25 protein-coding genes and 1 riboswitch are annotated in these 25,605 nt (G+C 67.3%); of the genes, 12 read left to right on the top strand and 13 right to left on the bottom strand.

What is annotated here, in order from left to right; genetic code table 11:
• Positions 1 to 37: 37 nt before the first annotated feature.
• Positions 38 to 352 carry a c-type cytochrome gene (locus tag F595_RS12490; RefSeq protein WP_022955411.1) on the top strand — a complete coding sequence of 105 codons (315 nt, stop codon included), beginning with the start codon at positions 38 to 40 and terminating at the stop codon, positions 350 to 352.
• Positions 353 to 356: 4 nt separating this feature from the next.
• Here F595_RS12490 and F595_RS0103110 read toward each other — a convergent pair whose 3' ends face one another.
• The 5 genes from F595_RS0103110 to ahcY all read right to left on the bottom strand — a co-directional run bounded on the left by F595_RS0103110 (position 357) and on the right by ahcY (position 6,439).
• On the bottom strand, positions 357 to 1,577 hold the full coding sequence (locus tag F595_RS0103110) for a dicarboxylate/amino acid:cation symporter (RefSeq protein WP_022955412.1): 1,221 nt from the start codon (positions 1,575 to 1,577) through the stop codon (positions 357 to 359).
• Between the two features lie 18 nt (positions 1,578 to 1,595).
• Positions 1,596 to 3,443: a gamma-glutamyltransferase family protein gene (locus F595_RS0103115; protein WP_022955413.1), complete on the bottom strand. Its 1,848-nt coding sequence runs from the start codon at positions 3,441 to 3,443 to the stop codon at positions 1,596 to 1,598.
• A complete protein-coding gene (locus F595_RS0103120) occupies positions 3,440 to 4,102 on the bottom strand; it encodes a hypothetical protein (protein ID WP_022955414.1) in 663 nt (220 codons plus the stop codon). Before F595_RS0103120 ends, F595_RS0103115 begins: the two co-directional genes overlap by 4 nt.
• Positions 4,103 to 4,190: 88 nt before the next feature.
• Entirely contained in the window at positions 4,191 to 5,027 is an 837-nt protein-coding gene (gene metF, locus F595_RS0103125) for a methylenetetrahydrofolate reductase [NAD(P)H] (RefSeq protein ID WP_022955415.1), read from the bottom strand.
• Positions 5,028 to 5,029: 2 nt separating this feature from the next.
• Positions 5,030 to 6,439, bottom strand: a complete 1,410-nt coding sequence (gene ahcY, locus F595_RS0103130) for an adenosylhomocysteinase (RefSeq protein WP_022955416.1) — start codon at positions 6,437 to 6,439, stop codon at positions 5,030 to 5,032.
• A gap of 15 nt (positions 6,440 to 6,454) precedes the next feature.
• A riboswitch (S-adenosyl-L-homocysteine riboswitch) is annotated at positions 6,455 to 6,544 on the bottom strand.
• 164 nt (positions 6,545 to 6,708) lie between these two features.
• Between ahcY and F595_RS0103135 the strand changes: the two genes are divergently transcribed.
• Positions 6,709 to 7,383 (top strand): hypothetical protein, encoded by a 675-nt coding sequence (locus F595_RS0103135; RefSeq protein ID WP_022955417.1) that lies wholly within the window; start codon positions 6,709 to 6,711, stop codon positions 7,381 to 7,383.
• A gap of 87 nt (positions 7,384 to 7,470) precedes the next feature.
• On the opposite strand, the gene F595_RS0103140 is transcribed toward F595_RS0103135, so the two are convergent.
• The gene (locus F595_RS0103140) at positions 7,471 to 7,812 is read right to left on the bottom strand and encodes a DMT family protein (RefSeq protein ID WP_022955418.1); all 342 of its coding nucleotides are present in this window, start codon (positions 7,810 to 7,812) and stop codon (positions 7,471 to 7,473) included.
• The gene (locus F595_RS0103145) at positions 7,809 to 8,540 is read right to left on the bottom strand and encodes a sterol desaturase family protein (protein WP_022955419.1); all 732 of its coding nucleotides are present in this window, start codon (positions 8,538 to 8,540) and stop codon (positions 7,809 to 7,811) included. The genes F595_RS0103140 and F595_RS0103145 overlap by 4 nt, the downstream gene beginning before the upstream one ends.
• Between F595_RS0103145 and F595_RS0103150 the strand changes: the two genes are divergently transcribed.
• From F595_RS0103150 to F595_RS12500, 3 genes are all read left to right on the top strand, one after another.
• Positions 8,539 to 8,793, top strand: a complete 255-nt coding sequence (locus F595_RS0103150) for a DUF4404 family protein (protein WP_169446927.1) — start codon at positions 8,539 to 8,541, stop codon at positions 8,791 to 8,793. The two genes, F595_RS0103145 and F595_RS0103150, sit on opposite strands and share 2 nt — an antisense overlap.
• A 113-nt stretch (positions 8,794 to 8,906) precedes the next feature.
• On the top strand, positions 8,907 to 10,832 hold the full coding sequence (locus F595_RS12495; protein ID WP_169446936.1) for a putative nucleotidyltransferase substrate binding domain-containing protein: 1,926 nt from the start codon (positions 8,907 to 8,909) through the stop codon (positions 10,830 to 10,832).
• Positions 10,833 to 10,875: 43 nt separating this feature from the next.
• Positions 10,876 to 11,565 carry a 3'-5' exonuclease gene (locus tag F595_RS12500; protein ID WP_022955422.1) on the top strand — a complete coding sequence of 230 codons (690 nt, stop codon included), beginning with the start codon at positions 10,876 to 10,878 and terminating at the stop codon, positions 11,563 to 11,565.
• 6 nt (positions 11,566 to 11,571) lie between these two features.
• Here F595_RS12500 and metK read toward each other — a convergent pair whose 3' ends face one another.
• Positions 11,572 to 12,780, bottom strand: coding sequence for a methionine adenosyltransferase (gene metK, locus F595_RS0103165; RefSeq protein WP_022955423.1), 1,209 nt, complete (start codon positions 12,778 to 12,780; stop codon positions 11,572 to 11,574).
• Positions 12,777 to 13,793: an ArsR/SmtB family transcription factor gene (locus F595_RS12505; RefSeq protein WP_022955424.1), complete on the bottom strand. Its 1,017-nt coding sequence runs from the start codon at positions 13,791 to 13,793 to the stop codon at positions 12,777 to 12,779. Before F595_RS12505 ends, metK begins: the two co-directional genes overlap by 4 nt.
• A 178-nt stretch (positions 13,794 to 13,971) precedes the next feature.
• Here F595_RS12505 and tkt point away from each other — a divergent pair, with 178 nt between their 5' ends.
• The 6 genes from tkt to F595_RS0103200 all read left to right on the top strand — a co-directional run bounded on the left by tkt (position 13,972) and on the right by F595_RS0103200 (position 21,258).
• Entirely contained in the window at positions 13,972 to 15,972 is a 2,001-nt protein-coding gene (tkt, locus tag F595_RS0103175; protein ID WP_022955425.1) for a transketolase, read from the top strand.
• Positions 15,973 to 16,012: 40 nt separating this feature from the next.
• Positions 16,013 to 17,041 carry a type I glyceraldehyde-3-phosphate dehydrogenase gene (locus tag F595_RS0103180; protein ID WP_040568066.1) on the top strand — a complete coding sequence of 343 codons (1,029 nt, stop codon included), beginning with the start codon at positions 16,013 to 16,015 and terminating at the stop codon, positions 17,039 to 17,041.
• Between the two features lie 393 nt (positions 17,042 to 17,434).
• Positions 17,435 to 18,625 carry a phosphoglycerate kinase gene (locus F595_RS0103185; protein WP_022955427.1) on the top strand — a complete coding sequence of 397 codons (1,191 nt, stop codon included), beginning with the start codon at positions 17,435 to 17,437 and terminating at the stop codon, positions 18,623 to 18,625.
• A gap of 80 nt (positions 18,626 to 18,705) precedes the next feature.
• Positions 18,706 to 19,770: a class II fructose-bisphosphate aldolase gene (gene fba / locus F595_RS0103190; RefSeq protein WP_022955428.1), complete on the top strand. Its 1,065-nt coding sequence runs from the start codon at positions 18,706 to 18,708 to the stop codon at positions 19,768 to 19,770.
• 3 nt (positions 19,771 to 19,773) lie between these two features.
• The gene (locus tag F595_RS0103195; protein WP_022955429.1) at positions 19,774 to 20,742 is read left to right on the top strand and encodes an alpha/beta hydrolase; all 969 of its coding nucleotides are present in this window, start codon (positions 19,774 to 19,776) and stop codon (positions 20,740 to 20,742) included.
• Between the two features lie 81 nt (positions 20,743 to 20,823).
• Entirely contained in the window at positions 20,824 to 21,258 is a 435-nt protein-coding gene (locus F595_RS0103200; protein ID WP_026913177.1) for an SRPBCC family protein, read from the top strand.
• On the opposite strand, the gene F595_RS0103205 is transcribed toward F595_RS0103200, so the two are convergent.
• The 4 genes from F595_RS0103205 to F595_RS0103220 all read right to left on the bottom strand — a co-directional run bounded on the left by F595_RS0103205 (position 21,259) and on the right by F595_RS0103220 (position 24,711).
• The gene (locus F595_RS0103205) at positions 21,259 to 22,233 is read right to left on the bottom strand and encodes a hypothetical protein (RefSeq protein ID WP_156873778.1); all 975 of its coding nucleotides are present in this window, start codon (positions 22,231 to 22,233) and stop codon (positions 21,259 to 21,261) included.
• A 68-nt stretch (positions 22,234 to 22,301) separates the two neighbouring features.
• Positions 22,302 to 23,129, bottom strand: a complete 828-nt coding sequence (locus F595_RS12510; protein ID WP_022955432.1) for a hypothetical protein — start codon at positions 23,127 to 23,129, stop codon at positions 22,302 to 22,304.
• A gap of 119 nt (positions 23,130 to 23,248) precedes the next feature.
• On the bottom strand, positions 23,249 to 23,944 hold the full coding sequence (locus F595_RS0103215) for a nitroreductase (RefSeq protein WP_022955433.1): 696 nt from the start codon (positions 23,942 to 23,944) through the stop codon (positions 23,249 to 23,251).
• Positions 23,945 to 24,030: 86 nt separating this feature from the next.
• Positions 24,031 to 24,711 (bottom strand): DUF4336 domain-containing protein, encoded by a 681-nt coding sequence (locus F595_RS0103220; protein ID WP_022955434.1) that lies wholly within the window; start codon positions 24,709 to 24,711, stop codon positions 24,031 to 24,033.
• Between the two features lie 108 nt (positions 24,712 to 24,819).
• Here F595_RS0103220 and F595_RS0103225 point away from each other — a divergent pair, with 108 nt between their 5' ends.
• Positions 24,820 to 25,584, top strand: a complete 765-nt coding sequence (locus F595_RS0103225; RefSeq protein ID WP_026913180.1) for an SDR family oxidoreductase — start codon at positions 24,820 to 24,822, stop codon at positions 25,582 to 25,584.
• Positions 25,585 to 25,605: the final 21 nt, after the last annotated feature.

Below are 25,605 nucleotides of genomic sequence, written 5' to 3' on the forward strand. Positions count from 1 at the left end.
AGCGGCACAGGCCGCGTTGCCCAAGGAGCAGAATGCGATGAAGACATGGATGACCCTGTGCGCCGGCCTCGTGCTGGCGGCCCCGGCACTGGCGGCTGCGGATGGCCCGGCACTCTACGAGCAGCATTGCGCGCGTTGCCACGGTGCCACCGGCAATGCCGACACCTGGCGCGGCTACCTGTACTTCGCCCCGGCCTTCAGCGATGCCGACTGGCAGCGTCGTCACGGCGACGAGCGCATCCTGCGTGCCATCAACCGCGGTCCGGGAGCGATGCCGGCATTCGAGAAGACACTGACGGCTGACGAGCGTCAGGCTCTGGTCGGCGTGATTCGCGGCTTCGCGCCGAAGTGACCCGTCAGCGTCGGTCGGCGTAACGCGCCACCACGCGCGCGGCCACCGAGTCGCTCCAGACATTGACCGTGGTGCGCAGCATGTCCAGTGGTCGGTCGGTGACCAGCAGCAGCGCCAGCGCTTCGGCCGGCAGGCCGAGCTGGTCGAGGATGAGCGCGATGGCGACCAGGCTGGCGGCGGGGATGCCGGCCATGCCGGTCGAGGTCGCCAGTGCCATCAGCACGATCACCAGCTGCTCACCCAGGCCCAGGTCGGCACCCAGCAGCTGGGCGATGAACAGCACCGCCACGCACTCGTAGAGCGCGGTGCCATCCATGTTCAGGCTGGCACCCAGCGGCACGGTCAGACCGGTGACCTGCGGCGACACGCGGGCGCGCTCGTTCAGGCAGCTCAGGGTCAGCGGCAGGGTCGCCGCCGACGAGGCGGTCGAGAACGCCATCCACAGGGCCGGGCTCATCGCCCGCGCATGTTCCACCGGGGATACCCGGGCCAGACGCCAGAGCACCAGACCGAGATTGACCGCCGCGTGCAGCAGCAGCGCCAGCAGCACGGTGGCCATGAACCACAGCAGCGGCGTCAGCACCGACCAGCCGAGCTGGCTGGCGCTGCTGGTGACCAGGGCGAACACGCCAAGCGGCGCCACACGCAGCACCCACAGCGTGATCGTCATCAGCATCTGCTGCAGGCCTTCCCAGAAGCGGTGCTGGAGGCTGCGCAGATCGTCCGGCAGCAGGCGCAGGGCCAGACCCAGCATCACGGCGGCCAGCACCAGCGCAACCAGATTGCCCTGCGCCGCCGCCTGCGTCAGGTTGCCGGGCACCAGCAGGAGCAGCGCGCTTTCCCAGCCATGTGCGGTGGCTTCGGGCAGCCCGCTGGCCGGGCTGGCCAGCAGCGCGGCGACATCCACGCTGCTGCGCAGGCCCGGAGTAAGCAGGTTGGCCATCAGCAGGCCGGCGGCGATGGCCAGCGTCGTGTTGGCCAGATAGCAGGCCAGCGCGATGCCGCCGAGGCGTCCCGGCGGTTGCCTGAGCCCGCCCAGCGAGGCGATCAGGGTGGTCACGATCAGCGGCAGTGCCACCATCTTCAGCGCGTTCAGGAACAAGGTACCGATCAGGCTGGTGACCGGCAGCACCTGGTCTGACCAGGGCTGCAGCGGACCGGCCAGCGCGGCGGCGAGGGCCAGGCCGGCGACAAGGCCGGAAAGTATGGGGCGTGCTGACGACATCGTGAGGTCCTGACCAGGTCAATCGAGGCCGGCAGCGCGGCCTTCGCGGCGCGGGTCGGCGGCTCCCTGCAGCCTACCGGAGGGCAGGCGCAGAATCACGCTGCTGCCACTGGTCATCTCGCCGACCTGCAGGCGGTGCCCGCGCGCTCCCAGAGCCTCGCGCAGACTGGCGGAGAGTCCCGGCTCGACCTCGCTGCGGTCGTTGCGGCTCAGGGCGTGCGGCAGCTGCACGAGCGCCCCGGCATCCTGCAGGCCGGCCAGCCAGGCGCTGAGCAGGCGCGTGTTGAAGCCGAGAATGCGGCTGCCGCCAGGCGAGCCCAGGCTGAGCAGCGGCCGGCCGTCGCCATCCAGCACCAGCACCGGTGACATCGCGCTGCGCGGACGCTTGCCGGGCTGCACCCGGTTTGCCACCGGCAGCCCGTCCTGCACGGGGGCGAAACTGAAGTCGGTGAGCTGGTTGTTCATCAGCAGGCCGTTGATCATCAGCCGGCTGCCGAAGGCGTCCTCGATGGAGCTGGTCAACGCCACCCAGTCACCCGTGGCATCGGCGACCGCCAGATGCGTGGTGCCGAACTCGATGAGCTGCCGGTCGGTGGCGGCGAGCACGGCACCCGCCGGCCTACCTGCCTCGACCCGGGGCAGGCGCAGCGGACCGATCAGGCGGGCACGGTCAGCCAGATACTCGTCGGCGATCAGACTCTGCACGGGCACCGGTACCGAGGCCGGATCGGCGCTGTAGCGCTGGCGGTCGGCGAAGGCCAGCCGTTCGGCTTCCAGCAGGCGGTGCAGGCTGGCAGCGGGCAGGTCGCCATGGCGCAGATGCGGTGTCAGCCGGGTTGCGCCCTGTGCCTGCGCCTCGGCGGCCAGCCAGTGCGCAGTACCCTGCAGCACGGTGAGTCCGCCCGACGGTGGCGGCGTCGAGCAGCCGCGCCAGCTGCCCAGCGCCAGGCACAGTGCCGGTTGCGCCCGCACGCGATAGCCGGACCAGTCGTCCAGGGTCAGGTCGCTGCCAGCGGCCTGCAGGCCCTGCACCAGCGATGCCGCCAGCGGACCCCGGTAGAAGGCCCCGGCGCCGTCGCGTGCCAGCGTGCGCAGCAGCCCCGCCTGTGCCGGCCAGCGCAGCGCATGGCCGACCGGCCAGGGTTTGCCGGCGCCGTCGAAGAAGTGCCGGCGCGTGCCTGGCTGGGCGGCCAGCAGCCGGTCAGCGGCACTCAGCCTGTGCAGCCGATCAGAGACCGGGGCGCCGCGTTCGGCGAGTGCAATCGCCGGTGCCAGCAGCTCGGCCCAGGGCAGACGCCCCCAGCGCGCATGCGCTTCGCCGAGCAGGGCGGGCAGGCCGGGCACGCCAACGGCACGCGCATTCGCCAGTGCGGCATCGAAGGCCAGAGGCTGGCCATCCGCGCCCAGGAAGCGCTCGGGGGTGGCCGTGGCAGGGGCGCGTTCGCGACCATCGAGGCTGGTCACCGTGCCGGCGCGGGCATGCAGCAGGAAGCCGCCACCACCCAGCCCCGACGACTGCGGCTCGACCAGCCCCAGTACCAGTTGCGCGGCGATCAGCGCATCCACCGCCGAGCCACCCCGGCGCAGCATGGCCACGGCCGTCTCGGTGGCCAGCGGGTGTGCGCTGACCACGAGCTTGGCGCCGGCCTCGGCGACACTCAGCGGGTAGCGACCGGTGCCGGCCTCCGGTGTGGCCTGGCGCTCGGCAACCTGCTGCAGCGTCAGTGATGGAGCCGGCGAGGCAGGTGCCGTGGCCGCGATATCGGCGCTGGTGATGCCGGCCGGCAGCAGCAGGGCCAGCGCGAACGCTGCCTTGCCGCAGACCGCCCGTTCCAGTCGGATGCGGCCCTGGGCATGACGGTTCATGGGCGCATCCTCGTTGCCAGCTCCAGCATCACCTGCCGGGTGGCTGCCGTGATGGCCTCGGCGGCATAGGCCCGGTCGTGCTCCAGGCGCAGGCAGTCGTGGTTGATGCGGTCATCCGGGCGGTTGTTGAGCAGACCGCTGTGCCACAGGCGACGGTTGCTGGCATCGACCACGCTGGCGCGCAGCATCACCAGAGGCTCGCAGCGCGTGTTGCGGACATCCTTGGCAAACACGATCACGTCCTGGATGTCGAGATAGACCCGGTGCGTGCCCCGGGCCTGCCAGCGGCCGGGCAGTACCCAGGCGGTGCTGGCTTCCTCGCGGAACAGGCGCGCGGCCACGGTGTCCAGCGGCAGCCGTTCGGCCAGCACGAACTCCCCGAACGGGGCGGTGGCGCGGCGTTTTTCCGCCTGCAGCATCAGGCCGTAGAAGGGCGCGCGGCTGGCCACCGAGGCGTACCGTGTGCGTGACGGCACCCTGACCACCGGTGTGCTGCTCAGGCTGTCACCGCTGGCAAGTTGCAGAGGACCGGTCAGGAAGGGCGGCGGCGGCGGGTCATCCGGCAGGCTCACGCAGCCGCCGAGGCCGAGCAGGAACAGGGCCAGCAGTCCGGTGGCCAGCGCAGGGCGTCTCTGACGCCAGAGGAACAGGAAAGACACCAGTGCAGACTCCCGGGAACCGGGTATCTGAATAGCAGAGCGCGGCAGGCCGGACAAGCACCGGTGAAGGCCGGTGCTGGCCAGTCGTTCAGCCTGCCGACAGTCCCAGACGCTGCCACAGCGCCTGCGTCGGTTCGGTCTGGTTCATGCTGTAGAAGTGCAGGCCCGGTGCACCACCGTCGAGCAGCTGCTGGCAGAGCCGGGTGATCACGTCCTCGCCGAACTGCAGGATGCTGGTGCTGTCGTCGCCGTAGGCGGCAACCTGCTTGCGAATCCAGCGCGGGATCTCGGCGCCGCAGGCATCCGAGAAGCGCACCAGGTTGGCGAAGTTGGTGATCGGCATGATGCCGGGAATCACCGGGATGTCGCAGCCGGCCGCGCGTACGCGATCGACGAAATGGAAGTAGCAGTCGGCGTTGAAGAAGTACTGGGTGATGGCGCTGTCGGCACCCTCGCGGGCCTTGGCCACGAAGTGCTTCACGTCCGTCGCCAGATCGGCCGATTGCGGATGCGCTTCCGGATAGGCTGCCACCTCGATGTGGAAATGGTCGCCATGACGCTCGCGGATGGCGCGCACCAGATCGGCGGCGAACGGCAGCTCGCCGAGACCGCGCCCCATGCCCGAGGGCAGGTCGCCGCGCAGTGCCACGATGCGGCGTATGCCCAGTGAGCGGTACAGGTCGAGCAGTTCGCCGATCTCGGCCTTGCTGTCGCCGATGCAGGACAGGTGCGGGGCCACGTCGTAGCCCAGCGCCAGCACATCCTTGACCGTGCCCAGCGTGCGGTCACGCGTCGAGCCGCCGGCGCCATAGGTCACCGAGAAGAACTCGGGACCCAGGGCGCCAAGGCGACGCGCCACCTCGCGCAGCTTCTCGGCGCCGACGTCGGTCTTGGCCGGGAAGAATTCGATGCTGAAGTGGCTCATGGTCAGTACTTGTAGCTCTCGGGCTTGAACGGACCGTCGACCGACACGCCGATGTAGGCGGCCTGGGCGTCGGTGAGTCGGGTCAGCACGCCGCCGAAGCCGACGACCATGGCAGCAGCGACTTCCTCGTCGAGCTTCTTGGGCAGCACTTCGACACGGATCTTCGCCGCCTTCTGGTCAGCCGGCAGATCGGCGAAACGCTCGGCATAGAGATGGATCTGCGCCAGCACCTGGTTGGCGAAGGAGCCGTCCATGATGCGTGACGGGTGGCCGGTGGCGTTGCCCAGGTTCACCAGACGACCTTCCGACAGCAGGATCAGGTAGTTCGGGCTGACCGGATCGATGGCCTCGCCCTTGCCGATGCGGTAGACCTTGTGCACCTGCGGCTTGACCTCTTCCCAGGCCCAGTGGCTGCGCATCCAGGCGGTGTCGATCTCGGTGTCGAAGTGGCCGATGTTGCAGACCACGGCACCGTTCTTCAGCGCGCGCAGCATGGCCGGATCGCAGACGTGCATGTTGCCGGTGGTGGTCACCAGCAGGTCGGTTTCGCCGAGCAGGCGGTGGTTGATGTCCTCGTCACGACCGGTGACCACGCCGTCGGTATAGGCCGAGACGACCTCGTAGCCGTCCATGCATGCCTGCATGGCGCAGATCGGATCGATCTCGGTGACGCGCACGATCATGCCTTCCTGACGCAGCGAGGCGGCCGAGCCCTTGCCCACGTCGCCATAGCCGACGACCAGGGCGCGGCGGCCCATGAGCAGCATGTCGGTGCCGCGCTTGATGGCGTCGTTGAGCGAGTGGCGGCAGCCGAACTTGTTGTCGTTCTTGGACTTGGTCACCGAGTCGTTGACGTTGATGGCCGGCACCTTGAGGCGGCCGGCGGCGGCCATCTCGATCAGGCGCATGACACCGGTGGTGGTCTCTTCGGTGATGCCGTGGATGCGGTCGAGCATCTGCGGGTACTTGTCGTGGATGATGGCGGTGGCGTCGCCGCCGTCATCGAGGATCATGTTGCAGTCCCAGGGCTGGCCGTCCTTGAGCACGGTCTGCTCGATGCACCACCAGAACTCCTCTTCGGTCTGGCCCTTCCAGGCGAACACCGGGATGCCGGCGGCAGCGATGGCGGCGGCGGCATGGTCCTGGGTCGAGAAGATGTTGCACGACGACCAGCGCACCTCGGCACCCAGCGCGACCAGCGTCTCGATGAGCACGGCGGTCTGGATGGTCATGTGGATGCAGCCGATGATCTTCGCGCCCTTGAGCGGCTGGCTGGCCGCGTACTTGCGGCGCAGACCCATCAGGGCCGGCATTTCGGCTTCGGCGAGGATGATTTCCTTGCGGCCGAAGTCGGCGAGGGCGATGTCACGGACCTTGAAGTCGGTGAAGGCGGTTTTCACAGATGCGTTCATCAGGAGTGTCTCCGGAGCGAACGGGCGCCGTTGGAAGAGGAGGCGATCGAGCCTGACGCGAGGTCGGCATCGAAGCCGGCACGCGCTGCAGCGCCCCTCGATCGCGGGGCAAGACCGGCAGTATAGCGGGCCTTGCCGACAATATCCAAATTTATTGATATTTGGTCGGGCGTGGCATGAGCGGCCTGTTTCAGCGGGTCGGCTGTCATCGGATCGCCTTGGCGGGCGTGCTAGGCTAGCGTCTTTGCCGTTCTGTCTGGAGATGCATCATGTGGCGTTCCCGCAACATCCTGTCCGGTCTGGCGCTGGCCGCCGCGCTGTCGTCCGCTCCTGCCGTCGCCGATACCTTCGCGCTGGTGCCGCAGGCGGGTCTGGCCGGCTACGGCGCCACCGTGCAATGGGGCTTCAACCAGTACCTGGCCGTGTCGGCGGGCTACACCTTCATGGATCAGAGCGTGCGCAACGTCGAGACCGACGACGGCACCTACGATGGCGACATCCGCCTCAGCAATCCGCAGGTGATGCTGAACTGGGCGCCCTTCGGCGGCCACTTCCGGGTTTCGGCCGGGGTGATCTACCAGGACACGGATTTCGCACTGCGTGCCAGCAACCTCTCCGGCAATGCCGGCAACGTCGTCACCTCGATGACGGTGTCAGGCGACTTCGTTAAGTCGATCGCGCCAGCGCTGACCGTGGGCTGGGAAACGCCCATCGACAAGCCGGGGCTGGGCTATCACTTCAGTGCGGGTGCCATGTATTCGGGCGCTGCCGATGTCCAGGTTTCCGCGCGCTGCCGTACCGCCAATTCCAGCGGCGTGCCGACACTGCCTGAACAGGCGGCCTGCGACACCTTCACCGCCTCCGAGCGCAAGAAGATCGAGGATGACCTCGAGCGTTACGAGATCCTGCCCATCCTGCAGGCGGGCCTCATCTTCCGCATGTGACCTGTCCGTGGTGGGTGGCTCGGGGGGAGAGGGGAAAGGGTCCCGGGGATCCCTTCCCCCTCTCCCCCCGAGCCACCAACAACCGTCCTAGCTTCGGAACATGAAGTAGACGGCCCCCATCAGGCACAGGCCTGCCCACAGGAAGTCCAGCTTCAGCGGCTCCTTCATGAACAGCACCAGGAAGGGGATGAACACCGTCAGGGTGATCGCTTCCTGCAGGATCTTCAGCTGTGCCACCGACAGCACGGTGTGACCGATGCGGTTGGCCGGCACCATCAGCGCGTACTCGAACAGGGCGATGCCCCAGCTTGCCAGGATGGCGATCCACAGCGGCTTGTCCGTGAGCGTGCGCAGGTGCGAGTACCAGGCGAACGTCATGAAGATGTTGGACAGCACCAGCAGGCTGACCGTGGTGACGACCGGGCTCATCGCGACGTCGGCTCCTTGAGGGTCCCCGCCAGCCAGTCGGTGAGCGGAAAGGTCAGGTTGAAGTTCGTCCGCGTCATCTCCTCCGGCCGGTGATGCAGCTGGTGCAGCGCACGCAGGCGGCGCAGGCCGGGCAGCCGGCGATGCACGACATGGTCCTCGGGCAGGTGGTAGCTGAAATGCAGAGTCTCGTAGAGCAGATAGGTCGCGGTTACGCCCAGCACCCACAGCCAGCCGGCGTTGTCACCGGCCAGCCAGGCCAGCAGCCAGCCGCCCGGTGCCGCCACCAGGGCCAGCACGACGACGATCAGCCAGCCCGGGAACAGCACCACGCGCCAGTCACGCGGGCTGTCCCAGCACATGGCGTCGGCGGTGAAGAAGTGATGGTGGTCACCGGTGTGACGCTGGTGGAAAAGCCGCGCCGGCTTCCAGAGACGATGGCCGAGGCGGCGATGGATCAGGTATTCGCCGACATTGCCGGTGAGCAGGGCGAGCAGCAGCACCAGCCACTCCAGTGCCTGCACCTCGTGCAGCCGGGACGCCGCGAACAGCATGGCGGACACACCGACTGCGGCGACCCAGAGCGCGTGCAGCGGGCCGGAATAGCGCGGCGAGATGCCGGCGCGGTAGCGTTCACGAAAGCGGGCAACACGGTCTGTCGGCAGCATGGTGATGGCATCGGCAACAGGAGTATGCTGGCAGTGTAGCCACTGACCCGGGGAGATGACCATGTCGCTGAACGATGCCGCCGAAAAGCTTGCGCTGCTGCGAGCCAACCTGCGCGACCAGGACCTGGACAGTGCGCATCGCGCACAGCTCGAGCGGGCCGTTGACGCCCTCGAAGCCGAGCTGGCGGCACATGCCGACGGATCCTCCTTCGAAGACCAGGTGCTGGCCTGGGAGGCCCGTTTCGCGGTCGAGCACCCGGTGCTTGCCAACGTGCTCTCCGATGCCGTGCGCAAGCTTTCCGCCATGGGCATCTGAGCGGAATCCGGCAGTCGCTTTGCACCCGGCACCCCTGACCTTGGTCTATGGCGCGTCACGGGGCGCGTCAGCCTGCTAGGCTGAAGCCTTCCGCAACGGCTCGGAGGCCTGTGATGCCGCCCCCGGATACCCCTCCTCACCCTGAAGCTGCCGCCATGCACGAGCATGGTGACAGCCTGCGTCGTTTCCTGCGCGAGCACCCGCCCTTCGACCGCCTGCCGGATGCCGAACTGAACTTCCTGCTGCGCCAGGGGCGTCTGGTCTATTACCCGGCTGGCAGCACCCTGCTCAGCCCCGAGGGCGGACCGGTACAGCAGTTCTTCGTGGTCCAGCAGGGGCGGGTGCAGGGCCTTCGTCGCGATCAGGGCCTGACCCAGACCCGCTTCGAGATCGGTGTCGGCGAGTGCTTCCCGCTCGCCGCCCTGGTTGGCGAGCGCGCCACCCGCACCGAGCACGTGGCCGCCGAGGACTGCTTCTGCCTGGTCTGGACGCGGGATGACTTCGCCCGTCTGGTGCAGGAGTCCGAGCCGTTCCGCGAGTTCGCCCTGGGTGGTGTCAGCGGCCTCCTGGCCGAGGTCAACCGGCAGATGCAGCAGCGTGTGGCTGGCCAGCTGGGCAGCGATTTTTCCATGGCGCAGCCGGTCGGCAGCCTGCTCTCGCGCCAGCCCGTGCATGTCGTCCCGGAGACCGTCATGGCCGAGGTCATGCAGCGTCTCGACCATGAGCAGGTCAGCAGCATCGTCATCGTCGATGCCGGGCAGCGACCGCTGGGCATCTTCACGCTGCGTGATCTGCGCCGGCGACTGGCGCGCGAGGGCTGGCAGCCGCAGCGGCCGGTAGCGGAATGGATGACGCCGGCGCCGGTCAGCGTCGCCCATGACATGCCGGTGTTCCAGGCTGCGCTGGTGATGGCCGAGCACGGCATCACCCATGTCGTGGTCTGCCAGCATGGCCGGCTTGCCGGCGTACTGTCCGAGCGCGACCTGTTCCAGCTGCAGCGTCTCAACCTGGTGACGCTGGCACGCGGCATTCGCCAGGCCGGTTCCGTGGCGGCCCTGCAGTCCTCGCGTGCCGCACTCGCGCAGCTGGTCGATCAGCTGCTGGCGCGTGGTGCCTCCGCCACCCAGATCACCCAGCTGGTGGCGCGCCTGAGTGACCAGCTGGTGCAGCGCGTCATGACCCTGGTCAGCCAGGCGCATGGCGAACCCCCGGTCCCGGTGACCTGGCTGTGCTTCGGCAGCGAGGCGCGCGAAGAGCAGACCCTGCACACCGACCAGGACAACGGTCTCTGGTTCGTGGCGGCGCCGGGCCAGGCAGAGGCTCTGCGCGAGCGTCTTCTGCCCTGGGCGACAGCGGTCAACGAGGCCCTGGACACGCTGGGGCTGAGCTGGTGCGCTGGCGGCATCATGGCCGGGCAGCCGGCATGCTGCCTGAGTGCCGCCGAGTGGCGGCAGCGTTTCTTCGACCTGATCCGCAACCCGACGCCGACGGCACTGCTCGACGCCGTGATCTTCTTCGATCTGCGTGCCGTGCAGGGCGACGGCGATGCCATCGAGCGCCTGCGCGAGGACCTGCTTGACTGGGCCGGTGGCAGCGACCTGTTCCTGCGCCTGCTCAGCGAGCAGGCCTTGCGCCGCCGGCCCCCGCTGGGGCGTCTGCGCGACTTCCGCCTGAGCAAGGGTGGCGAGCATCCGCACACCCTGGACATCAAGCTTGACGGCCTCGCGCCTCTGGTCGATGCCGCCCGCGTGCTGGCCCTGCGTTACGGCATCCGCGCCGTATCGACACAGGCCCGTCTGCAGCAGCTGGCTGACGCCGGGGCCCTGCGCGATGTCGACGCCGAGGCCTGGATCGAGTCCTTTCAGCACCTGCAGCTGCTGCGGCTGCAGCATCATCAGGAGCAGCGTCGTGCCGGTGAACCGCTCAGCAACCGTATCGATCCGGACCGGCTCAATCCGCTGGACCGGCGCATCCTGCGCGAGTGCCTGCGTCAGGTCGAACGCCTGCAGCAGGACGTCGCCCTGAGGGCCGGCCTGTGACCTGGCGCGACCCGGCGCGGTGGTGCGCTGCACGGGCAGGGGCATGAGCCTGTTCGACTGGCTGCGCCCCCTGTACCGGCCGTTGCCGGCGTGGTGGCCAGTGCGCGCTGCACTCGATGATCGTGCGCTGCTGAGCGATCGCTGGGTGATCCTCGATACCGAAACCTCGGGCCTGCAGCCTGCCCGTGACCGCCTGCTGTCACTCGCTGCGGTGACGCTGTCCCAGGCCTCTCTGCCGCTGGCGCAGCAGTGGTATGCCACGCTCGATCATCAGGATGCGGCACTGCCTGCCGGGAATGTGCTGATTCACCGGCTCACGCCGGGCCTGCTGGCTGGCGGCATGCCGGTGACGGAGGGGCTGGAGACACTGGCGCGCTTTGTCGGCGATGCGCCGGTGCTTGCCTTCCATCATGGTCATGACCGCAGCTTTCTGCGCTCGGCGCTGCTGCGTGCAGGCTATCCCGAGCTGCCGTGGCGCTGGTGGGAGGTTGGCGATGTGCTGACGCTGGCCTGGCCCGATCTGGCGCCACGTTCGAAAACGCTCGATGACTGGCTGACGGCCTTGCAGGTGCGTGTCGACGAACGTCATCACGCGCTGGAGGATGCCCGCGCGACTGCACTTCTGCTGCTGAAGGCCCTGCCCAGGCTGGCTGAGCAGGGCATCAACACGCGCCAGCAGCTGGCGCAGGCGATCGGTCACCTGCGCCGGCTGCGACGCTGGCGCGCGAGCTGAGCCGGCTCAGAGGCCGGCGGCGGCACGCAGGTCGGCAGCCTTGTCGGTACGCTCCCAGGTGAAGCTGGTGAAGGTGTCGACCTCGCCGGTGAGCGGGTTCTTCACCGACAGCGTTTCCGGGGTGCGGCCGAAATGGCCGTAGGCCGCGGTCTTGCGGTACATCGGGTGGAGCAGATCGAGCATCTTCGTGATCGCGTACGGGCGCAGGTCGAAGACCTCGCGCACGAGCTGGATGATGCGCTCGTCGCTGATCTTGCCGGTGCCGAAGGTGTTGATCGACACCGAGGTCGGCTGCGCCACGCCGATGGCGTAGGAGACCTGGATCTCGCAGCGGTCGGCGAGGCCGGCGGCGACGATGTTCTTGGCCACGTAGCGGCCGGCGTAGGCCGCCGAGCGGTCAACCTTGGACGGGTCTTTGCCGGAGAAGGCGCCGCCGCCGTGACGGGCCATGCCGCCGTAGCTGTCGACGATGATCTTGCGGCCGGTCAGGCCGCAGTCGCCGACCGGACCGCCGATGACGAAGTTGCCGGTCGGGTTGATGTGGAACTGGGTGCCGCTGTGCAGCCATTCAGCCGGCAGCACCTGCTTGATGATCAGTTCCATGACGCCTTCGCGCAGGTCGGCCAGGCTGACTTCCGGGTTGTGCTGGGTTGACAGCACCACGGCATCCACGGCTACCGGCTTGCCGTTCTCGTAGCGGAAGGTGACCTGCGACTTGGCATCCGGACGCAGCCAGGGCAGCAGGCCCGACTTGCGGGCCTCGGCCTGGCGCTCGACGAGGCGGTGCGAGTAGGTGATCGGGGCCGGCATCAGCACGTCGGTCTCGTTGCTGGCGTAGCCGAACATCAGGCCCTGGTCGCCGGCACCCTGGTCTTCCGGCTTGCTGCGGTCAACGCCCTGGGCGATGTCCGGCGACTGCTTGCCGATGATGTTGATGATGCCGCAGGTGGCGCCGTCGAAGCCGACGCTGGAGCTGGTGTAGCCGATGTCGTTGATGACGCCGCGCACCAGGTCCTCGAGATCGACCCAGGCGCTGGTGGTGACTTCGCCGGCGACGATGGCGACGCCGGTCTTCACCAGCGTCTCGCAGGCCACGCGGGCATGCTTGTCCTGGGTGATGATGGCGTCGAGAACGGCATCGGAGATCTGGTCGGCAATCTTGTCCGGGTGGCCTTCCGACACGGATTCGGAAGTGAAGATGCTGTATTCGCTCATGGGTCGGTCCTGTCAGTCAGCAATAAGAAGTCGGGTGTGGTCGGAGTGGCGCCAGCCGGGCGCTGGAATTCACGCAGCTGCAGCCGGAAGCCGTTGCGCTGCGCCAGATACTCTTCGCGGACGGAAACCAGGCCGGCACGCGCAGCCCAGTCGGTCAGCTGGTCGGGGGCGAAGCCCGGCCAGACGTCACCACAGATCTCGCGTGCCTTCTCGCCCTGGCTGTGTTCGCAGAGCTCGGTGAGCAGAAAGCTGCCGCCGGGTGCGAGCAGGGCTGCGACATCGGCGATCACGGCCTCCGGGCGCGGGGTATGGTGCAGCACCATGTTCATCACCACGGCATCGGCAGCGGGCAGGCCCAGGCTGCGCGCGTCAGCGGTGTCGCCGGTGACGAAGCGGACACTGCCGACACCGCCGGCCTCGCTGCGCTGGCGCGCCTTGGCCAGCATCTCGGCACTGATGTCGAGTGCGATCACGGTGGGTGCCAGACGGGCGAAGTCGACCAGCAATTCGCCGTCACCCGGCCCGATCTCGAGAATCACCTGCGCGGGTGCCAGCTGGCTCAGGCGTTCGAGCACGCGCGGGCCGTAGTCGGCGAGGCGGGCGATCAGATCCTGGTGCTGGCGGTAGCTCTGGCTGTGTTCGGCAAAGAAGCGGCGACTGGCCTCGGCGCGAGCGGCCTGCACGATCTCCAGCCGCTCACGCAGCTGCGGGTCAGTGGCGGTGTCGTCGATGGCGGCGAACAGCTCGGCCAGCAGCGGGCTGTCCGCGACCGCGCGGCGGTAATAAAGGTTGGTGCCCTCGCGCCGGTGCGCCACCAGTCCTGCTTCGGACAGGATTTTCAGATGGTGGCTCATTGACGGTTGCTTGATGTCGAACAGCTGGCACAGCTCGAGCACGCCGAAGGAGTCGCGCGCCAGTGCACGCAGCACGCCCAGGCGCAGGCTGTCACCTGCTGCCCAGGTCAGGGCGGCAAGGTGTTCGAGGGTGCGACTGGCGGGCTGCTGACTGTTCATCCACGCACTGTAGCAAATATCAAAAGTTATGAATATAGAAAAGTGTTGATGGAGTTTTCGGGCGCCGCCGTGTTGCCGGAACGGGTTTTGTTTGCCCCCGATCGCCGGAATCGGTGAAAATTACGCCTTTGCCGGCGCTCACGCCGCCGGTTGGCCGTTTTCCCACTGGAGCCCCTGCATGCCTGCGCAGCCCCTGAACCAACGCCACTACGCCAATGCCATCCGCGCGCTTGCCATGGATGCCGTGCAGAAGGCCAACTCGGGGCACCCCGGCGCACCCATGGGCATGGCCGACATTGCCGAGGTGCTGTGGCGCCAGTTCCTGCGCTTCAATCCGCGCAACCCGGCCTGGGCCAACCGCGACCGCTTCGTGCTCTCCAACGGACACGGCTCCATGCTGCAATACGCCTTGCTGCACCTGAGCGGCTACGAGCTCTCGCTGGATGATCTCAAGGCCTTCCGCCAGCTCCACAGCAAGACCCCCGGTCACCCGGAATACGGTTACGCGCCGGGCGTCGAGACCACCACCGGCCCGCTCGGCCAGGGCATTGCCAATGCCATCGGCATGGCGCTCGCCGAAAAGACCCTCGCTGCCCAGTTCAACCGTGACGGCTTCCCGGTGGTCGATCACTTCACCTACTGCTTCCTTGGTGACGGCTGCCTGATGGAAGGCATCTCGCACGAGGTCTGCTCGCTGGCCGGCACGCTGGGCCTGGGCAAGCTCATCGCCTACTACGACGACAACGGCATCTCCATCGACGGCGAAGTCGAAGGCTGGTTCACCGACGACACCGTGCAGCGCTTCCAGTCCTACGGCTGGCAGGTCATCGGCCCCATCGACGGTCACGACAGCGATGCCATCCGCACCGCCACGCTGGAGGCCCAGGCCGACGGCGCGCGCCCGACCCTGATCATCTGCAAGACCGTGATCGGCGCCGGCTCGCCCAACAAGCAGGGCAAGGAAGACTGCCACGGCGCCCCGCTGGGCGACGCCGAGATCGCGCTCACTCGCGAGGCCCTGGGCTGGCCGCACGGCCCGTTCGAGATCCCGCAGGAGATCTACGACGCCTGGGACGGCCGCGCCAAGGGCGAAGCCCTGGAGCTGAACTGGGACGGCCTCTGGCAAGCCTATGCCAAGGCCCATCCGGAGCTGGCAGCCGAGCTGCAGCGTCGTCTCGCCGGTGACCTGCCCGCCGACTTCAGCGCCAACGCGGATGCGTGGATCGCTGCCTGCGACGCCAAGGCCGAAACCATCGCCTCGCGCAAGGCCTCGCAGAACACCCTGAACGCCTTCGGCCCGCTGCTGCCCGAACTGCTCGGCGGTTCCGCCGACCTCGCCGGCTCCAACCTGACCCTGTGGAAGGGCTGCCACGGCGTCCAGGACCATGCTGACGGCAACTACGTGTTCTACGGCGTGCGCGAGTTCGGCATGAGCGCGATCATGAACGGTGTCGCCCTGCATGGCGGTTTCGTGCCCTATGGCGCGACCTTCCTGATGTTCATGGAATATGCCCGCAATGCCGTGCGCATGGCCGCGCTCATGAAGCAGCGCGTCATCCACGTCTACACCCACGACTCCATCGGCCTCGGCGAAGACGGCCCGACCCACCAGCCGGTCGAGCAGCTCGCCAGCCTGCGCCAGACCCCCAACCTGGCGTCCTGGCGCCCGGCCGACACGGTTGAGTCCGCCGTCGCCTGGCGTGAAGCCCTGCTGCGCAAGGACGGTCCGACTGCGCTGGTGTTCTCGCGCCAGAACCTGCCGCACCAGACCCGCACGGCACAGCAGATCGCCGACATCGCGCGTGGCGGCTACGTGCTGCGTGATGCCGCCAAGGTCGATGTCATCCTCATTTCCGCCGGCTCCGAGATCAGCGTGGCCCAGGCTGCCGCCGACCAGCTCGCCGCCAGCGGCTTGGGCGTGCGCGTGGTGTCGATGCCGTCGCCCGACACCTTCCTCAAGCAGGATGCCGCCTACCGCGAGCAGGTGCTGCCGTCGGCCGTGCGCAAGCGCGTCGCCGTCGAGGCCTCCATCACTGATTACTGGTACCGCTTTACCGGTCTCGATGGTGCCGTGATCGGCATGACCACCTACGGTGAGTCTGCCCCAGCGGGCGCGCTCTACACGCACTTCGGCATCACCGCCGAGGCGGTGGTCGCGGCCGTGCAGGGGCTGGCCTGAGCCGGTCCCGGAGCGGCGTCAGGGGGCCTCGGAGATGACCATGCGGCCACCTCTGCGGGTAGCGATAAACGGCTTCGGCCGCATCGGTCGCCATGTCCTGCGTGCCTTCATCGAGGCGGGTGAGCGCTATCCGCTGCAGATCGTCGCCATCAATGACCTCGGCGAACCCGAGGCGCTGGTGCATCTGCTGCGCTACGACACCACGCACGGCCGCTTTCCCGGTGACATCCGGCTGGATGCGGACAGTGACGGCACGGTGTTGCGTGTCGGCGAGCAGCGCATTTCGCTCTGCCGCGAACCGCAGCCGGAGCGTCTGCCCTGGCGTCACCTGGCGATTGACGTGGTGCTCGAATGCACCGGCCACTTTCGTGCCCACGCCCAGGCCTCGCGCCATCTGGAGGCCGGTGCCGGTCGCGTGATCATCGGCGCCGCTCCGTTTGACCATGCCGATGCCATTCTCGTGCATGGCGTCAATGACAGGGATCTCGACCCTCGGCATCGCATCATCTCGGCCGCCAGCTGCACCTCGCATGCCCTGTGCCCGCTGCTGCAGGCCTTCGATCAGCTCACCGGCATCGCGTCCGCGCTGATGACCGAGATCCACGCCTACACCTCGGACCAGGTCCTGCTCGATCACGTCCATCGCGACCCGCGCCGGGGCCGTGCCGGTGCCCAGAACATGATTCCCACCACGTCCAGCGCGCTGGGCGTGGCACGCCGCATCTTCCCGCATCTGGCCGAGCGCATCGGCGGCTATTCCCTGCGCGTGCCGACGCTGAATGTCGCTGCCATCGACCTCACGGTGCAGATGGCCCGACCGCTGGCACTGGCCGAGCTGGAAGCCGGCCTGCGAGACTATGCGGCAACGACCGGTCGCGGCTGGATGAGCATCAATGACGAGCCGCTGGTGTCGGCAGACTTCAACCACCGGCCCGAGTCGCTGATTCTCGATCTGACCCAGACCGAGGTGGTTGGTGACCAGGTCAAGGTGTTTGCCTGGTATGACAACGAGTGGGGGTATGCGAATCGCCTGCTCGATCTGTGCGGGCGATTGGCGGAAGCGGCTTGAACGTATCTGTGGCAGGTGTGCATGAGGCGGAGGGAGTGCTTCGGTAAAACACGCCGTGAACCCGTCCATGGGGGCTCGCATGCGCCATCCATGGCGCATGACGGTTTTACCGAAGCACTCCCTCCGCCTCACGCACGCCCGGCCGGTGCGTAACGCAAGGCAGCGTGTCGCCAAGCGGTGACAGCGCCTGACAGGACGGAAGACGGCGGGGCATGCGCTCCGCCGGTGAACAACGAACGCTGCCTCCCTGCGGGTGGGGTGGGGCCTGGCAAAACCGTCGCACGCCATGGATGGCGTGCGCGAGCCTACAGGGATTTATCCACGGCGAGTTTTGCCAGGTCCCACCCCACCCGCAGGGAGGTGAAACCGAACAGTGCTTAGACGGAGACCGACATGAACGTCCTCAAGATGACCGACCTCGACCTGCGCGGAAAGCGCGTGCTGATCCGCGAAGACCTCAACGTGCCGGTGAAGAACGGCGTGATCCGTTCCGATGCCCGCCTCGTGGCCTCGCTGCCCACCATCCAGCTGGCGCTGGAGAAGGGCGCCGCCGTGCTGGTCTGCTCGCACCTGGGTCGTCCGGTCGAGGGTGAGTACAGCGAAGAGAACTCCCTGAAGCCGGTGGCTGAATGGCTGTCCGCCAAACTTGGCCAGACCGTGCCGCTGATCTCCGACTATCTCGGCGGCGTTGACGTCCAGCCCGGTCAGGTCGTGCTGCTGGAGAACGTGCGCTTCAACAAGGGCGAGAAGAAGAATCTCGACGAGCTGACGCAGAAGTACGCCGCGCTCTGTGACGTGTTCGTGATGGACGCCTTCGGTACCGCTCACCGCGCCGAGGGCTCGACCCATGGCGTCGCGCAGTTCGCCAAGGTCGCCTGTGCCGGTCCGCTGCTGGCCGCCGAGCTCGAGGCCCTGGGCAAGGCCATGGGCAACCCGGCGCGTCCGATGGCCGCCATCGTCGCCGGCTCCAAGGTCTCGACCAAGCTCGACGTGCTGACCTCGCTGTCGTCGATCTGCGACCAGCTCATCGTCGGCGGCGGCATCGCCAACACCTTCCTCGCCGCTGCCGGTTACCCGGTCGGCAAGTCGCTGTGCGAGCACGATCTCATCGACACTGCCAAGGCCATCGCCGCCAAGGTCAGCGTGCCGCTGCCGACCGACGTCGTGGTTGCCGAGGTCACCGGCCCGATCGAGGACTTCCTCGCCTTCGTGCAGGCCGCCACGCCGGTGGTCAAGGCCGTGGCCGACGTCGGTCCGAACGACATGATTCTCGATGTCGGCCCGCAGACCGCCGCGCAGTTCGCCGAGCTGCTCAAGGCGGCGAAGACCATCCTCTGGAACGGCCCGGTCGGCGTCTTCGAGGTCGATGCCTTCGGCGAGGGCACCAAGGCCCTGAGCCTGGCCATCGCCGAGTCGGATGCCTTCTCCATTGCCGGTGGCGGTGATACCTTGGCGGCCATCGACAAGTACGGTGTCGCCGACCGCGTGTCCTACATCTCCACCGGTGGTGGTGCCTTCCTCGAGTTCGTCGAGGGCAAGGTGCTGCCGGCCGTGGCCGCGCTCGAAGCCGCCGCGAAGAAGTAAGCAACCCGATTTGTGACGGGCCGCCACCGGCGGCTCCATTGGTTCATCGGGCCGCAGGCAGCGGCCCTCAGGAGAATGAAATGGCTCTCATCAGCCTGCGTCAGCTGCTCGATCACGCCGCCGAAAACGGCTACGGCGTGCCGGCCTTCAACGTCAACAACCTCGAGCAGATGCGCGCCATCATGGAAGCCGCAGCCAAGACCGATTCCCCGGTCATCGTGCAGGCCTCGGCCGGTGCCCGCAAGTACGCCGGTGCCCCCTTCCTGCGCCATCTCATCCTCGCCGCCATCGAGGAGTTCCCGCACATCCCGGTGGTCATGCACCAGGACCACGGCACCAGCCCGGCGATCTGCCAGCGCTCGATCCAGCTCGGCTTCAGCTCGGTCATGATGGACGGCTCGCTGGGCGAGGACGGCAAGACCCCGACCAGCTACGAATACAACGTCAGCGTGACCCGTCGCGTGGTCGAGATGGCGCATGCCTGCGGCGTCTCGGTGGAAGGCGAGATCGGCTGCCTGGGTTCGCTGGAGACCGGCATGGCCGGTGAAGAGGATGGTGTCGGCGCAGAAGGCGTGCTCGACCACTCGCAGCTGCTGACCGACCCGGAAGAGGCCGCACGCTTCGTGCAGGATACCGGCGTTGACGCGCTCGCCATCGCCATCGGCACCTCGCACGGCGCCTACAAGTTCACCCGTCCGCCCACCGGCGACATCCTGGCCATCGACCGCATCAAGGAAATTCACCAGCGCATCCCGAACACGCACCTGGTCATGCACGGGTCGTCGAGCGTGCCGCAGGACTGGCTGGCGATCATCAACCAGTACGGTGGCGACATCAAGGAAACCTACGGCGTGCCGGTCGAGCAGATCGTGGAAGCGATCAAGCACGGCGTGCGCAAGGTCAACATCGACACCGACCTGCGTCTGGCCTCCACCGGCGCGATCCGTCGTCACATGGCGCAGAACCCGTCGGAGTTCGACCCGCGCAAGTTCTTCAAGGACACCATCGTTGCCATGCGCGATGTCTGCGTCGACCGCTACGAGGCCTTCAACTGTGCCGGCCAGGCCAGCAAGATCCGCGCCCTGTCGCTGGATGCCATGACCGAGCGCTACATTCGTGGCGAGCTGCGCCAGCACGTGCAGTAAGCCATGACGGCTGCCGGCTTCTCCGTTGAGCGCGCCCGGCGCGCGCTGCCGCCGTTCGATCTCGACGTGCGCGCGCCATTGCGCGGAGAGCTGGCCAGCTACGCCGCCCTGTACGGTCTGGACCGGCTGGCGGGGGAGGTGACAGGCGGTGCCGATCATTTCCTCGGCAGCGTGGAGGCCTTCGGCTACCAGATCGCCACCCAGGTCTGGCTGCCGCGCCGGCCGCCGCGCGGCACCCTGCTGGTGCTGCATGGCTACTTCGACCATGTCGGCCTGTTCACCCATGCCATACGACGCGGTCTGCAGCGCGGCTATGCCGTGGTCGCCTATGACCTTCCCGGCCATGGCCTGTCGTCCGGCAATTCGGGCGACATCGCCGACTTCATTCATTACCAGGAAGTGCTCAAGGACCTGCTCGCGGTGCTGAAGCCGCGCCTGCCCGGACCCTGGGTGGCGGTGGGGCAGAGCACCGGTGGCGCCATTCTGCTTGATCACATCACCACGGCACTCGCGGTTGGCCGCAAGCCGGCCTTCCAGCGCGTGCAGCTGTGGGCTCCCCTGGTGCGGGTGGCACGCTGGCGCCAGGTCACTCTCAGCCACACCCTGCTCGGTCGCGTGCTGAAGCAGGTGCCTCGTCATTTCCGCAGCAGCAGCAGCGATCCGGCATTCATCGACTTTCTCTGGAATCGCGATCCCTTCCAGATCAAGCATGTGCCCATGCACTGGGTCGACAGCATGTTGCGCTGGACGCAGACCATGCTGGCGCGCCCGGCCTGCCGCTTTCCGGTTACCGTGGTGCAGGGCGATCTCGACGAGACCGTGGACTGGCGCTTCAACGTCGACTATGTGCAGCGCCACACCTTTGTCGAGAAACTGGTCATGGTGGCGGGAGCCTCGCATCACCTGGCCAACGAACGCGACGACCTTCGCGAACAGGTGATGGCAGCGCTGGATCGCTACGTGCTGACCTGAGCGCTTGCCGTGTGACCTCGGTCGCGGCTACCATCGAGCGGACGCATCATCTGACCACAACTATTTTCAGAAGAGATGACCATGGCCAAGCAGCGCATCGAGATCACCCAGACCTTCCCTTTTTCCGTCGACAGGCTTTTTGCCTATCTGAGCGACCACGAGAATCTCTCCGTCATCTTTCCGGCCAAGATCAAGCGCGTGCGTGATGGCGTCAACGGCGTCAATGGCGTCGGCTCGGTGCGTCGCCTGACCCTGCCGGGCGGCCTGGTGTCGCTGGAAGAGACGGTGACCAAGCTCGAAGCCAACAAGACCATCGAGTACACCATCACCAAGGGTGGCTGGCCGCTCAACGATCACCTGGGCGTGATGCGCTTCTCCGCCGATGGCAGCGGCTCGCGTCTCGATTACACCATCGATCTGGGCTCGGCCGTGCCGGGCGCCGCCGCGCTGATGAAGCATGCGCTGGGCACGCCGATCCGCCAGGGTCTGCAGAAGCTGGCCAAGCGCGGCCTGTGATCAGCCGGGATTGATGCCGACCAGCACCTCGAGGCGACCTGGGCGCACGCGCAGGTCGCGGATCTCGAACTGGTTGACCAGCTGCAGCAGCAGGTCCTGACTGTCACGCAGCGTGGTCAGGCCGGGCAGCACGCTGAGGTCTGACAGGCCGGTGAGCTTGTCCACCATCCATGAGCGGTTGTTGAGAAAGTCGACCAGTGCCGTGCGACGCAGGTCGACACGCCACAGGCGCGGCCCTTCGCGGCGCACCCCCGGTGTGCTTTCCAGCAGCTGGCTCACCGGCGAGCGGGTGGGCAGGCGATTGGCCACGTAGAACAGGCCGCGCCCGAGATGCCGCGTCGCCCAGTTGGCGATCAGGTTGGTCTGGCGGAACTGGGCGTCGAGATCCTCGCCGACCTGACGCACGCGCAGATACTGCTCGTCACGCGAGATGCGGCATTCGAGCACGTCGAAATCCAGGTCCACGGTATAGATCAGGCGGTTGTGATGACCGTCGATGGCGATGTTGAGGCGGTCGTCACCGCAGGTCACGGTGATATGGTCGATGCGCGGGTCGTTCTTCAGGTGCGAGCGCAGCGACTTGTTGAGCTGAGACTCCGGCATGATCAGGGTGAGAGTGGACTTGCGCAGATAGGCCTGCGCCATCTGCAGCGCCACTTCACGTGCCATCTGGCCGGCGGCCTTGGCAGTCTCTCCGGCGATCTGGGCGGCCACCTTGGCGCCATCCTCGGCCAGCTGTGCCACCACCTGGGCCCCCTCGGAGGCCATCTGCAGCGCCGAGCGCGCGGTTTCGCTGGCAATCTCGGCGACTTCCCGCGCGGTTTCGCTGGCCAGACCGGCGACCTCGCGGGCGGTGTCGCTGGCCACGAACACCACGTCACGCGCGGTTGACGAGGCCTTTTCGGCAGCATCCCGCGCGCGTTCCAGGGTATGGCCAACCAGCTTCCGGCGCGATTTCTTGCGGTCTGAGGTCATGTCCTTGTCCATGCTCGTTCTGAGGGGCATTTATACACAGGAGCCGGGCATGGATAAAGCGTCCGGCATCAACTGCGACGCAGCCCCAGGGTGACATCCAGGCGTCCGGTCTGGACCCTGACATGACGCACGCAGAGCTGGTCGACCAGGCGCTGCAGCAGGTCGGTGCTGTCGCGCAGGATGGACAGGCCGGGCAGGCGGATGTTCTCGTCAGGCGTCAGCAGCTTGTCCAGCAGCCAGACCCGGTCCTCGAGAATGGACATGAAGCCGGCAGCCTCGAGATCAATGCGCCAGCGCCGGTGACCATCGGGCTGAATGCCCGGAATGTCGTGCATCAGGTGTTTTGACAGGGTCGGCAGCGGCAGCTGATGCGCGAGCTGGAAGGCACGCTGGCTGGCCTGGCGCGCGACCCAGTTGACCGCGAAATTGGCCTGCCGTAGCTGGACGTCGAAATGCTGGTTCACCTGCTGCAGATGCAGCTCCTTGCGCTCATCGCTGATCTCGCAACCGGTGACGGCGAAATCGAGGCTGAGCGTGTAGACAAGGCGTCGATAGTGCCCGTCGATCTGCAGGCTGAGCAGGTCATCGCTGCAGCTGACCACCATGTGGTCTATGCCGCTGCGTGGCGGAATGCGCTGGGTGATCTGCTCGCTCAGCAGCGGCGAGGGCAGCGGCAGGGTGATGGTGCTCTTGCGCAGGTGGGTGCGTGCCAGCTGCAGGGCGGCGGCTCCGGAGACCTCGACCACGGTGCTGGCCTGGTCTGCCAGCTCTTGCACTTTCTTCTGCACCTTGTCCTGCAGCTCGCGCGCCATCACGCCGGCCACGCCAGCGGCTTCGAGTGCCGTGCTCAGCGGCGTGCCGCGTCGCGTGTTCTTCTTGTTGTCCGGGTCCGTCATGCCTCTGCATCCTCTGCCTGGCGCGTGACACAGGTTGCCGCGCGCCATGCGTGTTATACCAGCAGCGAGCCGGCGTCAGGGATGCATCCGGTTGAACGGCAGTTTCAGCGGCATGAGTCTCAGCGGCGGAAAACCACGGACTCGTCCAGGCTGGCGCGCACCGTGCGGGCCCGGTTGGCCGCCACGCTGTCATCCTCGTAGCCGAACGAGATGCCGAACAGGATGGCGATGTCGTCGCTGATGCCAAAGGCCTCGCGCACATCCTCCGGGTAGTAGCCCATCGAGCCCTGCGCGCAGGAGCCAATGCCGTGCGCGGTCATGGCCAGCATCAGGGTCTGGGCATACATGCCGACATCGAGCGCCATGGGCAGCCCGAAGCGGCGGTCCATGCCGATGAAGCACACGTGCGGGGCATCGAAAAGCGCGAAATTGCGCAGGGTGGCGCCCATGCGACCGGCCTTGTCGCCACGTTCGATGCCCATGGCACCGTAGAGCGCCTGCGCACAGACCACCTGGCGGTCACGGTGGCTGCCGTCCAGGGCCGGCATGAAGCCCATGTCGGGTGTCATGGCACGCCCCTGGGCGACATTGTCCAGGAAGCGCTGACGCAACTGGTCACGGGTGGCGCCGGAGGCGACAAAGACCTGCCACGGCTGCACGTTGCAGTTGGAGGGTGCCCATTGTGCCAGCTCGAACACGGCCTGCAGGGTGGCCTCGGGGACTGGCGTGGCGAGGTAGCCTCGCACCGAACGGCGCTGGCGAATCGCCTCGCTCAGGGTCATGTCGGTGTCGCGCGTGGCGAGGGTGGCGGTCATGGCGGCTCCGGGCAGCAGTAAGTCAGCTGCCGACGGTAGCAAATCGCGACTGCCTGGTCACGCCTTGTGGCCGACCCTGCGCGGGTTCAGCGCAGCCAGGCCAGCCCCTGGCGCAGGGCGTCCCTGGCGTTGCCTTCGATGATCTCGCCATGCGCCAGAATCACCCGTTCGACTGGCCAGGCCAGGATGCGCTCGATGCTCGTGCGTGCCAGGTCGCGTCGCCAGTACAGGGCGCGCATGGCACGTGGCCAGGTCGGCTGTCCGAGCGCGCCGTTGATCTTCAGATACCAGCGCGTCGGCGCATGATCGCAGGACGGAAAGTTCTCGATCAGGTCAGCGGCGATCAGGCTGCCGCTGTCGCGATGGAAGAGCACGGTTTCATTGAGCAGGCTGCCGGCGATGCTGACGGCCTCGAAGTCGCTGGCCAGTGCTGCTGGCAGGGGCTCGCCTAGGGTTGCCTGGAAGGTCAGGTCGCGGCGCTTGCGCTGCAGGGCGCGCGGACCGTAGAGCGTGGCCTGCGGCCAGATGGTGACGGCATCGGCAGCGAAGAGGTGGTGAAAGCTGTTCGGGCAGATGATGTGGCGAACCTCGCCGAGGGCGTCGATGTCGGCCACCAGCGGGGTATCGACCGCCACCGGGGAGTGCAGGGCCAGGCTGCCGTCACGCAGGCGGATCACGGTCATTCGGCTGCCGATGTGCAGGCCGAAAAAGGAGAAGGGCGCAGCAACCACCCAGATGGAATCGCTGACAGGCACTAGCGCCGACATGAGGCATCCTCGACAGGCAAAACCGCACTATAAGCGGGTTTTCTGCTAGCGTGGAATGCCTTGACCGGCTCATGGCGACGAAGCCGGTCCTGCACAGGACACATGTTCATGAAGACGATTTTCATCACCGGCGCCGGCGCCGGCATCGGGCTGGCGACAGCGCGCCGGTTTGCCCGCGAGGGCTGGCGGGTCGGCGCCGCCGACCGAGATCCGCAGGCGCTGGCGGCGCTGGCGCGCGAGCTGGGTTCGTCGTGCTGGCCCCTGCGCATGGATGTCACCGATGTCGATTCGGTGCGGCGTGCGCTGGCCGAATTCGGCATGCGCAGCAACGGTCGTCTCGACGTGCTGATGAACAATGCCGGCGTCCTCAAGGTGGGTGCCTTCGAGCAGATCAGCATGGCCGAGCATGCGCGCATCATGCAGATCAACGTCATCGGCCTGATGCAGGTCCTGCATGCCGCCTTCCCGCTGCTGCGCGACACTGACGGCGCCCAGGTCATCAACATGAGTTCGGCCTCGGCGATCTACGGCATTCCCGACTTCGCCTCCTACTCGGCCAGCAAGCATGCGGTGCGCGCCCTCACCGAGGCCCTGGATCTGGAGTGGGAAACGCATGGCATCCGAGTCACCGACCTGATGCCGCCGTTTGTCAACACCGGCATGGTTCAGGCCAATCTGGGGGCGTCGCGACTGTTCGACACGCTGGGGGTGGATCTGGCCGCGGCGGACATTGCCGAAGCGGCCTGGCAGCTGGTGCGCAAGCCCCGGGTGCACCGACCGGTGAGCTGGCGCATGCGGCTGCTCTGGCCGGTCAGCCAGGTTGCTCCCGCCGCGCTGACGCGGGGGCTCATGCGCGTGCTGCGGCGGGCCTGAAACGAAAAAGCCCCGCATGAG

Source organism: Perlucidibaca piscinae DSM 21586 (assembly GCF_000420045.1).
Lineage (GTDB): Bacteria > Pseudomonadota > Gammaproteobacteria > Pseudomonadales > Moraxellaceae > Perlucidibaca > Perlucidibaca piscinae.